The 9,868-nt window shown below is 72.7% G+C and carries 8 protein-coding genes; 3 read left to right on the forward strand and 5 right to left on the reverse strand.

The window, feature by feature from the left end; translation table 11 throughout:
- Window positions 1–1,077 carry an SMP-30/gluconolactonase/LRE family protein gene (locus tag E2C05_RS24055; RefSeq protein WP_133222183.1) on the forward strand — a complete coding sequence of 359 codons (1,077 nt, stop codon included), beginning with the start codon at window positions 1–3 and terminating at the stop codon, window positions 1,075–1,077.
- A 136-nt stretch (window positions 1,078–1,213) separates the two neighbouring features.
- Here the strand turns inward: E2C05_RS24055 and E2C05_RS35210 are convergent, their stop codons facing one another.
- From E2C05_RS35210 to E2C05_RS24080, 5 genes are all read right to left on the reverse strand, one after another.
- The gene (locus tag E2C05_RS35210) at window positions 1,214–4,348 is read right to left on the reverse strand and encodes an adenylate/guanylate cyclase domain-containing protein (RefSeq protein WP_133222184.1); all 3,135 of its coding nucleotides are present in this window, start codon (window positions 4,346–4,348) and stop codon (window positions 1,214–1,216) included.
- Window positions 4,345–4,782 (reverse strand): hypothetical protein, encoded by a 438-nt coding sequence (locus E2C05_RS24065; protein WP_133222185.1) that lies wholly within the window; start codon window positions 4,780–4,782, stop codon window positions 4,345–4,347. Before E2C05_RS24065 ends, E2C05_RS35210 begins: the two co-directional genes overlap by 4 nt.
- A gap of 82 nt (window positions 4,783–4,864) precedes the next feature.
- Window positions 4,865–5,110 carry a hypothetical protein gene (locus E2C05_RS24070; protein WP_133222186.1) on the reverse strand — a complete coding sequence of 82 codons (246 nt, stop codon included), beginning with the start codon at window positions 5,108–5,110 and terminating at the stop codon, window positions 4,865–4,867.
- 355 nt (window positions 5,111–5,465) lie between these two features.
- Window positions 5,466–6,644, reverse strand: a complete 1,179-nt coding sequence (locus E2C05_RS24075; RefSeq protein ID WP_133222187.1) for an acetyl-CoA C-acetyltransferase — start codon at window positions 6,642–6,644, stop codon at window positions 5,466–5,468.
- Window positions 6,645–6,815: 171 nt separating this feature from the next.
- The gene (locus E2C05_RS24080; RefSeq protein ID WP_133222188.1) at window positions 6,816–8,087 is read right to left on the reverse strand and encodes an alpha/beta fold hydrolase; all 1,272 of its coding nucleotides are present in this window, start codon (window positions 8,085–8,087) and stop codon (window positions 6,816–6,818) included.
- A 350-nt stretch (window positions 8,088–8,437) separates the two neighbouring features.
- On the opposite strand from E2C05_RS24080, the gene phaR reads away from it, so the two are divergent.
- Window positions 8,438–9,046, forward strand: a complete 609-nt coding sequence (gene phaR / locus E2C05_RS24085; RefSeq protein WP_133222189.1) for a polyhydroxyalkanoate synthesis repressor PhaR — start codon at window positions 8,438–8,440, stop codon at window positions 9,044–9,046.
- Between the two features lie 109 nt (window positions 9,047–9,155).
- Window positions 9,156–9,620, forward strand: a complete 465-nt coding sequence (locus E2C05_RS24090; RefSeq protein WP_133222190.1) for a helix-turn-helix domain-containing protein — start codon at window positions 9,156–9,158, stop codon at window positions 9,618–9,620.
- The last annotated feature ends 248 nt before the right edge of the window (window positions 9,621–9,868 follow it).

The raw sequence follows: 9,868 nt of genomic DNA on the forward strand, positions 1-9,868 counted from the left end.
GTGACGGCGCGCCGCCGCGTGCTGGGCGGCCTGGCCGGCGCCCTGGCCGCCGGCGCCGCCATTCCCGCCAGCGCGCAGCGCAGCTACGCCCCCGGGGCGCCGCCCGCGCGCTACCCGGATGCCGACATCGTCGCGCTGGACAAGAAGCGATTCACCATGACGCTCGGCAACAGCGCCATCAAGCGCGTCGCCACCGGCTATGGCTGGGCGGAAGGCCCGGCCTGGCACGCCACCGGCCGCTTCTGGGTGTGGTCGGACATCCCGAACGACGAATGCCTGCGGATGAACGAGGAGGACCATTCGGTCCACCGCCGCTTCCGCTCGCCCTCCGGCTTCTCCAACGGCAACACCTTCGACCGCGAGGGGCGGCAGATCGCCTTCCGCCACTTCCACCGCGACGTGGTGCGCTACGAGCCGGACGGGCGCGTCACGGTGCTAGCGGCGCGCGGGCCGGACGGCAATTTCAACGCGCCCAACGACGGCGTCGTGCATCCCACCGACGGCAGCATCTGGTTCACCGACCCCGGCTATGGCGCGCTGATGAATTACGAAGGCCAGCGCGTGCCGGAAGCGGCGAACAGCCCCCGTCCCTTCATCAAGGAAGCGGTCTACCGGATCGATGCGCAGAGCGGCCAGGTCACCAAGGTGGCGGACCAGCCCTTCAAGCCGAACGGGCTGTGCTTCTCGCCCGACTACCGGCGGCTCTATGTCGCGGACAGCGGCAGCAGCCATTATCCGGAAGCGAAGAACATCATCTGGGCCTTCGACGTGGACGGCCAGCGCGCGACCAATCCGCGCACCTTCGCCAGCATGGAGTTCGAGGGCAAGTCGGGCTTCGGCGACGGCGTTCGCTGCGACGAGGCCGGCAATGTCTGGGTCGGCGCCGGCTGGGTGGGCGATGGCTATGACGGCGTGCACGTCTTCGCGCCGGACGGCGCGCGCATCGGGCTCATCAAGCTGCCGGAGATCTGCGCCAATCTCTGCTTCGGCGGCACCCGCCGGAACCAGCTGCTGATGACCGCCAGCCAGAGCATCTACCTGCTGCCGGTGGAGACGCGCGGCGCGCATTTCTGCTGAGGCGGCACCACGGTGGATGGCGGGCGGGCCGCGGCGCGCGGCTTCGTCCCGCCGTCCCTTTCGGAAGGCGGATGGCGCGTCCGGGTGGACGCGCCATCCCTGCCTGCGCAGGCGCCGCCTTCGCAGCGGCGACGGCTCAGCCCATCGTCGCGTCGCCGGATGCGGCGCCGATCGCCGCAAGCCCCCGGCGGATCTCCGGCCGCAGCCGCCGCAGGCCGATCCGCCGCGCCAGGTCCTCGGCCTTCGCCAATTCCTCGCCGGCCTGCCCGGGCGTCCCGCCCAGCATCGCCAGATGCGCCAGGGCGAGATGCGTATGGACGACGGTCGGCAGGAAGCCGCGCGCCGTCGCCTCCGCCAGCGTGCTCCCGGCGACATCCATCGCCAGGGCGAGGTCTCCGTCGCGGCCTTCCGCCAGCGCGCGGACGAGGGGCGGCCCGCAGATCAGGCGCTTGCCGATCCGCCCTTCCCGTCCCGCCTGGTCGGAGGCCGCGGTCAGCAGGTCCCGCGCCTCGACATGCCGCCCGGTCGCCACATAGGCCCGGCCGAGGACCGAGGCGATGGACGGGATGTGGTAGCCGATCCCGTTGGCGCGCGCCGTCGCCAGCGACTGCTCCAGCAGGATGATGGCGTCGGTCACCCGGTCGGCCTGGAGCAGGAGGTCGCCTTCGTAGACGCTGACGACCAGGTGGTCGAAGGCATGGCCATGCCGCTCGGACAGGGCGCGCGCCTTCCGGATCGCCTCCATCCCGGCCTCCGCCCGGCCGAGATCGGCCCGGAACTGCGCGAGGAAGCAGAAATACACCACCGAAGGCAGGACGAAGGTGGCCGGCGTGCGGGCATGGCCTTCCTCGCTGTCCGCATGGGCCAGATGCGCCTCCAGCAGGGTGCGGCCGCTCTCCAGCTCGCCGGCATACCAGTAGGCCTGGCCGAGCGCGAAGCTCGCGCTCACCACGTCGATGACCTTGCCGTGCTCGAGCATGATGTCGACGGCGGAGCGGCCGAGCTGGATCGCCCGCGCCAGCTCCCCGCCATGGGAGAGCTTGTTGCAGCGGTTGATGTAGCCGCGGGCGAGGCTGACGGGGTCGGCCGTCGCATCCTGCGCCTCCTCGGGCTCGCCGAAGGGCGCGGTGTCGGGCTGGTCGGCCGCGACATACTGGATGCTGCGCAGCCGCAGCCGGACATCGATGGCCTGCAGCGCGGCGGGGCTGCCGGGCGGGTGCCGCTCCAGCGCCAGGATCGCAGTCTCGAGGAAGGCCTTCGCCTCGCGCCAGGCCGGCCGGCGGGAGGCCCGTTCCGCCGCCTCCAGGGCATAGCGCGCCGCCTCGGGCCAGGCCTCGGCCAGCGTCGCATGATGCGCCAGGTCTTCCGACAGCGTGTCGTCACGGTCCCCGCGACGGGCCTCCAGCGCCGCCAGCACCCGCCGGTGCAGCGCCCGCCGGTGGCTCCGCAGCAGGCTGCCATAGGCCACCGCCCGCACCAGCGCATGCGTGAAGCGATGCGTCGGGTCCGGCGCATCCTCCGTCCGCGTGAGATAGCCGGCCGTGATCAGCACGCCGATCTCGATTGCGATGGTCTGCGGCGGGATGTCGGTGATCCCGGCCAGCAGGGGCGACGGGACGTCGCGGCCGATCACCGCCGCGACCTGCAGGATGTGCCGGTGCAGCGGCGACAGGCGGTCGATGCGCGAGGCGATGATGGCGTGCACCGAATCCGGGATGGCGACGCGTTCCGGCGCCGGCGGGCCTTCGGCCAGCACGCCGGATTCCTGCAGGGACCGGGCGAATTCCTCGAGGAAGAACGGCGTGCCGTCGGCACGTCCGACGATGTGCCGCCGCAGCGGCGCCAGCGCCTCGGACCCGCCCAGCAGCTCCTTGAGGATCGCCTCGCCTTCCGCGGCGGTCAGGTCGCGCAGCCGGATGGTCGTTCGGGACGCATGGCCGGCATCGCCCCAGTCCGGCCGACGCTCGGGGCGCGCGGTCACCAGGACCATCAGGCGGATCCAGTCCAGGCTGTCCAAGACCTCCTGCAGCAGCTCGGCGCTCGAATTGTCCAGCCAGTGGTAGTCCTCGAGGATCAGCAGGACCGGGCGCCGGCCGGCCAGCCGCAGCAGGATGTCGCGCACGGTCCGTACCATCCGCTGGCGTCGCTCGGCCGGATCGGCCGGTCCCGTCGCCGCATCCGGGTCCAGCTGCGACAGCAGCGGCATGATGTCCCGCCGCGGCTCGCCCCGACCATCCTCCGGCAGGTCGGCGGAAAGCTGGCGCAGCAGGGCGGTGATAAACAGGTAGGGCACCGCGATCGACTGCGCCGTCGTCTCGACGCGCAGGATGAGCCAGGCGCTGGCCGCCTGCCCGGCGAGGAATTCATGCAGCAGGCGGGATTTCCCCATGCCCGCATCGGCGACGACCGCCATCGCCTGCAGGCGGCCGCGCTGCGCCCGCGCGGCCGCCTGCGAGAGTTGCACCAGCTCCTCATCGCGGCCGACGAACCGGGTCAGCGGCCGCAGCCCGATGCGCGCCGTCCAGCCGGTCGCGTCGGTGACGCCCAGGAGCCGGTAGGCATGCATCGGCGTGTCGATGCCCTTCAGCGCCACCGCCCCGATCGAGGCCAGGATGGCGATGCCGCCCACCAGGCGGGCGGTCTGCGGCGCGATGAGGATGGTGGAGGGTTCCGCCTTCTGCTCCAGCCGGTTGGCGATATGCGCCGTCAGCCCTTCCACCCCGACATCCGTGGCGCCCGGGCCGTTCGCGCGCAGGATGACCGGGCCGCTGCAGATCCCGATCCGCACCGGCAGGGCTGCCGGGCCGAGCGCGCCGACATTTTCCAGGATGGCGAGCGCGGCCAGGCAGGCGCGCGCCGCATGGTCCTCCGCCGCCAGCGGTGCGCCGAACACCGCCATCAGGCCATCGCCCATGCGGGTGGCGACGATGCCGCCATGCTGCTGCACCGTCTCGGCGATGGCGCGCAGCACGGGCGCCAGGATGTCGCTGGCATCCTCCGTCTCCATGCGCGAGATCAGCGCGGTGGAATCGCTGATATCGGCGAAGAGGACAGAGACATGCTTCTGCAGCGCCGTGGGCAGGTCGGGCGCCGCGCGGCGCGGCGCATCCCCGGCACCGTCCAGGGCATTGCCGCAGCCGGTGCAGAAGCGCGCGGCCGGGCGGTTCGCCGTGCCGCATCCCGCGCAAGGGCGGTGCAGGCGGGTCCCGCAATGGTCGCAGAACTGTCCCGGAACCGCGGCCTGGCCGCAGCTGGGACAGAGGGCGCTCATCCCACCCCGCCCGTCGCGCTTCCGGCCGTGGTGCCCGGATTGTAGATCACATGGGCGCAGGCCCGGCAGGCCTCCGGCCCGGCCTGCGCCCACCACCGGCAGGTGCCCCGGATGGCGCAGCGCGGCAGGGACGCCAGCGTGTCCGGCGCGAGTTGCAGCCGGTCGACGGTTTCCTGCATCCGGCCGATCAGGGAGCAGGCCGCGTCGCGCCATTGAACGCAGCGCGACTCGCGGCAGGGGCCGGCCAGGCGAAACATCCGCTCGGGCTGCGGCCCGGCCGCGGCGCGCATGGCATCGGTCAGCGGAATGGGCGTCGGGATGTTCGCGACGCGCCCATTGGCCTCGATGAAGCCGATGATCTGCGGCTCATGCTTCGGGTCGCCCGTCACGCTCGGGCAGGTCATGCGCTTCGTCATCGGCAGCCTGCTGGGCATGCGACGGCGCCTGGCGCCATGCGTGGCCGGTGCCGGCCGTCGCCGCCGCCAGGATCGCCGCCGCGCGCGGCGACGCCCGTCGTCAATTCGTGGGCGACGGCGGCTCGGGGTCCTGCGGCTCGGGCGGCGGCGGGGGCTCGTCCCCGGCCCCATTGCCCTCGGGCAGCAGGCTGATGGTGACGAGGCCGGAGGTGCGGGAGATCTTGGCGAGATGCGCGACCACGGTTTCCTGCACCGACCGCAGCAGCGCGCGCTGCTCGGCCCCGGTCAGCTGCACATAGGCCAGATCGATGCAGAGATGTCCGCCGCCACGCGCACGAAAACCCATGGGCTTCTCCTGAGGCACGGTTCCGGCTGCGGTCGCAGTGCGACCGGCTGAAACCATATTCCTCAGACAATGAATTTTCCTGACAATGATTGTCAAGCGACCGCAGCGCTGGCGATGCGGGATGGCGGCGTCGCGGTCCCACGGGGCAGCGCGCGACGTCCGCGGGCCGAATGCGGGATGCGACACGGCCACGCCCGCGTTTGGCACTCCCGGGCGTGAGGCGCGGCCACGGCGGATGGCGTTCGGCACCGAAGCCGGCGCCGCCATGGCCATTCGATTGCAGGGCTGCGGCACGCCCCGGGCCGTTCAAGGCCCGGGGCGTGCCGCTCCGGTCACGTCCGTCCCGGGCCGCGGCTCAGTTCGCGCGCTCCACGCACATCGCCACGCCCATGCCGCCGCCGATGCACAGCGTCGCCAGCCCGCGCTTCGCGCCGCGCCGCTGCATCTCGAACAGCAGGGTGTTCAGCACCCGCGCGCCCGAGGCGCCGATGGGATGGCCCAGCGCGATGGCGCCGCCATTGACGTTCACCTTGGCCGGATCCCAGCCCAGATCCTTGTTCACCGCGCAGGCCTGCGCCGCGAAGGCCTCGTTCGCCTCGATCAGGTCCAGCGTGCCGACATCCCAGCCCGCCTTCTGCAGCGCCTTGCGGCTGGACGGGATCGGCCCGGTGCCCATGATCGACGGATCGACGCCAGCGGTGGCCCAGGAGACGATGCGCGCCAGCGGCGTGATGCCGCGCTTGCGCGCCTCCTTCGCGCTCATCACCAGCAGCGCCGCGGCGCCGTCATTGATGCCGCTGGCATTGCCGGCGGTGACGGTGCCGGTCTTGCTGAAGGCCGGGCGCAGCTTCTGCAGCACCTCGTAGGTGGTCTCGGGCTTCGGGTACTCGTCGTTCTCGACGACGACGTCGCCCTTGCGGCCCTTCACGGTCACCGCCGCGATCTCGTCGCGGAAGCGGCCGGCCTGCATCGCCTCGCCCGCCTTGCGCTGGCTGGCGGCGGCGAACTCGTCCTGCTGCTCGCGGGTGATCTGGTATTTCTCGGCGACGTTCTCGGCGGTGGTGCCCATGTGGTAGCCGTGGAAGGCGTCCCACAGCCCGTCCTTGATCATGGTGTCCACCATGGCCAGGTCGCCCATCTTCTGCCCGGCGCGCAGCTGCGCGGCGTGCGGCGCCTGGGTCATGCTCTCCATGCCGCCGGCGATGACGATGGAGGCGTCGCCGCAGGCGATCTGCTGCGCCGCCAGCGCGACCGTGCGGAGGCCGGACCCGCAGAGCTGGTTGATGCCGAAGGCGGTGCGCTCGACCGGGATGCCGGCGGCGACGGCCGCCTGGCGGGCGGGGTTCTGGCCGGCGCCGGCGGGCAGCACCTGGCCCAGGATCACCTCGTCCACCTCCTCGGCCCTCACGCCGGCGCGCGACAGCACCGCCTGGATGGCGACGGTGCCGAGCGCATGGGCCGGCAGGCTGGCGAAGGCGCCGTTGAAGCTGCCGACGGGGGTGCGCGCCGCGGAGGCGATGACGATCTCGGTCAAGACTGGTTCTCCCACCCTTATGTTGCGCCGCACTCTGGACCCGCCGGCCCGGATCCGGCAAGCCGGACGGGGCGCGGCCCGCGCCAGCCGGCCGGCCAGGCGAAGGCCCGCCGCCGGGATGGCGGAAGCGCCGCCCTGGCCCCGCTGCTTCCGGGCATCCTTGGCGCAGGGTCAGGCGGGCAGCGCCTTGATCCAGGTCAGCAGCGGCCGCCAGAGCACGACGTCGGCCGCACTGCCCGCGACCATGCCGACATGGCCGGCCGCGGCATGGTGAACAAGGGCGGCGGGCAGCCGGTCCGCCAGCGCAAGGGCGGAACTGGGCGGGACGATGCGGTCGCGCGCCGGTATTGCAACGAAGCAGGGCAGGCGGATGCTGCGCGGCGTCACCGGTGCGCCGGCGATGCGCCAGGCGCCGCGCAGCGGCGCATTGCCGCCATACCAGCTGCCCAGCGCCTCCCGCGCCACCGGGGCGGCGAGCGGCACGCCGTCGTTCAACCAGTCCTCCAGCGCGACGAAGCGGCGGGCCTGCGGGCTTTCCGGATCGAGGTCGCGAAAGGCGCGAAATTTCTCGCCGATGGCGGCCGGGTCCAGCGCGGCGAACAGCGCCTGCAGCACATCCACCGGCAGCGCGCCGGTCGCCTGCATCGCCGGCTCCCACAGCGGCAGGGTCGCCGCCAGCGACTGGGCGCGCGCCGCGTCCCCGGCCCAGAAATCCCAGGGCGTCGCCAGCAGCGCCAAGCCGCGCAGCGCCCCCGGCAGACGCTGCGCCGCCGCCAGCGCCAGCATGCCGCCCATGCAGTAGCCGACCAGCACCGGCGGCTGCCCGGCGATGCGCGTGGCCGCGGCGATGGCGCGCCGCAGCCGTCCCGCGACATAGTCGGTCAGCGTGAAGCAGCGCTCGGCCGGGCCGGGCATGCCCCAGTCCAGCAGCAGCACGCGCAACCCCTGCCCGGCCAAGTGGCGCAGCATCGACGCCTCGGGCAGCAGGTCCAGCACGGCCGCGCGGTTGATGAGCGAGGGAACGACCAGCAGCGCCGGGCCAACCGCCCCGCCATAGTCCAGCAGCCGGCTGCCGCCTTCCGCCCAGGCCATGGGCGGGTCGGCCAGGTCGCGCCGGAAGGGATGGCGGCGATAGGCGAGGATCCCCTCCGCCAGGGCAAGGTCGCGGGCCAGCAGCCGGCGCTCCACCGCGGCGGCGAAGGCCTCAGGCGGGTGACCGGCGGCGGCGAGGGCGTCGGCGATCCGCGCCGCCTCCCGCCTCCCCGCATTCGAGCGCGGCCAGGCGCCGTTCCAGCTCGGCGATGCGGGCGTGCAGGGCGGCGGCATCCGCGCCGCCCAGCGGGTCGCCAGGGACAGGCCCAGATGCAGCGCCAGCGGCCGCGGCCCCAGGCGGGGCGTCGGGCGGGCCGTCGGGCGCGCCGCCTGGGGCCGCGCCGGGCTCATCGCCCGGCGTCCCCGTCGCCTGCCGCCAGGCCGCCGCCAGGGCCGGGTCCGCCGTCCATCCCGCCAGCTCCGATTGCCAGAGCGCGATCCAGGCCTCCGCCAGCCGGTCCAGCTCCGCCTCGCATTCCTGTCCCTCGGGCCTGGTCACCGCCCACGCATCCCCCTGCTTCCACCCGGCTGCCGCCGCTGTCCAGCCCGCCGCGCCGGGGCACGCGGCAGGGGCTTGGTGCGCTGCGGAATTCCCGCTAACGCAGCCAAGCCGGCGGCGTGCTAGTCTCGACGCAACAGGATCGTCATGGCCCTTCCGCGACCGCACGATCCGCGCCGCCCGAGGAAGGAACGCAGCCCTCATGGCCGAGAATGCCGCCCGCGCCGAATCCGCGCCCGAGACCCCGGCGCAACCCGTGGTGGTCAAGAAATACGCCAATCGCCGCCTCTACAACACCGAATCCAGCAGCTACGTGACGCTCGAGGACCTGGCGGGGATGGTGCGGCAGGGCCGCGACTTCATCGTCTTCGACGCCAAGTCGGGTGAGGACATCACCCGCTCCGTCCTCACCCAGATCATCGTCGAGGAGGAGTCGAAGGGCCGCAACCTGCTGCCCGAGAGCTTCCTGCGCCACCTCATCGGCTTCTACGGCGACAGCCTGCAGAGCGTGCTGCCGCGCTACCTGGAACACGCGATGGCCGGCTTCGCCAAGCAGCAGGAGCAGATGCGGCGATCGGTGGAACAGGCCATGGGCGGCTTCATGCCCTTCGGCGGCCTGCCGGCGCTGGAAGAGATGGGCAAGCAGAACATGGCGATGCTCGAGCGCGCGATGAGCCTGTTCGCGCCGTTCCGCGCGCCGGATTCATCGCAGCCGCAGACGGTCGAGCAGCTGCGGGCCGAGGTGGAATCGCTGCGCCGGCAGCTTGCCGAGGCGCAGCGAACCGACAAGAGTTCCTCGCGCACGGCGTGAAGTTCGCCGATCGCGGTCGCATCACGCGTTCGTCACGCTTCGGAGTGGAACGCCGTCCGACGCGCGGCATTCCGTTGAGCGAGATTGCTCAACGGGGGCGAATAGCGCGATGGCGACCACAACGCAGAGCGAGGCGCGGCGCAGCGATGGCGCGAAGCCCGGCCAGCGGGCGAATGCCGCCGACAGGCATGTCGGGTCGCGCATCCGGGAGCGCCGCGTGATGATGGGGCTGTCGCAACAACAGCTCGCCCGCATGATCGGCGTGACCTACCAGCAGGCGCACAAGTACGAGCGCGGCCTGAACCGCATCTCCGCCGGCCGGCTGTTCGAGATCGCGCAGGTGCTCGGCGTCGGCGTGTCGTGGTTCTTCGAGGGGCTGGCCGCGGATGCCGAGCCGCACGAGATCTCGCCGCGGCAGCGCATGTGCCTCGAGCTGGCGCGCAACTTCGCCATGATCGACAACGAGAAGCACCAGGAAGCGCTCAGCCAGATGGCACGGGCGCTGGCGGCGCAGAGCCAGGCGGCGCAGGTGGCGATCACGCCCGAACCCGCGCCCGCAAACGAACCCCACTGACGCGGAGCCAGGGCGGGCTGCTCCGCCCCGCGGCCCGCCTCAGAAATCCATTGCCTTCCTCTCGCCGCCCTGCCCCACCGCCGCTGCTTCGCCCGAAGCGGCGGTCGTTGCGTCCGGTCCTGCTTGCGCTGCTCTATGTCCTGATCGGCGCGGTGGGCGGCGGCGTGGTCGGACTGCGGCTGCGGCCGCCGCCGGCCCCCGTCGTCGCCACCGAGCCCATGCCGGCCGGCACAACGGCCGGCCCGGCC

It is taken from the genome of Paracraurococcus ruber (genome assembly GCF_004353985.1).
GTDB lineage: Bacteria > Pseudomonadota > Alphaproteobacteria > Acetobacterales > Acetobacteraceae > Paracraurococcus > Paracraurococcus ruber.

Excerpts from the sequence above, each read along its gene's own strand:
- E2C05_RS35210 (WP_133222184.1), bottom strand. The coding sequence starts at position 4,348 with ATGAGCGCCCTCTGTCCCAGCTGCGGCCAGGCCGCGGTTCCGGGACAG.
- E2C05_RS24065 (WP_133222185.1), bottom strand. The coding sequence starts at position 4,782 with ATGCCCAGCAGGCTGCCGATGACGAAGCGCATGACCTGCCCGAGCGTG.
- E2C05_RS24070 (WP_133222186.1), bottom strand. The coding sequence starts at position 5,110 with ATGGGTTTTCGTGCGCGTGGCGGCGGACATCTCTGCATCGATCTGGCC.
- E2C05_RS24080 (WP_133222188.1), bottom strand. The coding sequence starts at position 8,087 with ATGAGCCCGGCGCGGCCCCAGGCGGCGCGCCCGACGGCCCGCCCGACG.
- phaR (WP_133222189.1), top strand. The coding sequence starts at position 8,438 with ATGGCCGAGAATGCCGCCCGCGCCGAATCCGCGCCCGAGACCCCGGCG.
- E2C05_RS24090 (WP_133222190.1), top strand. The coding sequence starts at position 9,156 with ATGGCGACCACAACGCAGAGCGAGGCGCGGCGCAGCGATGGCGCGAAG.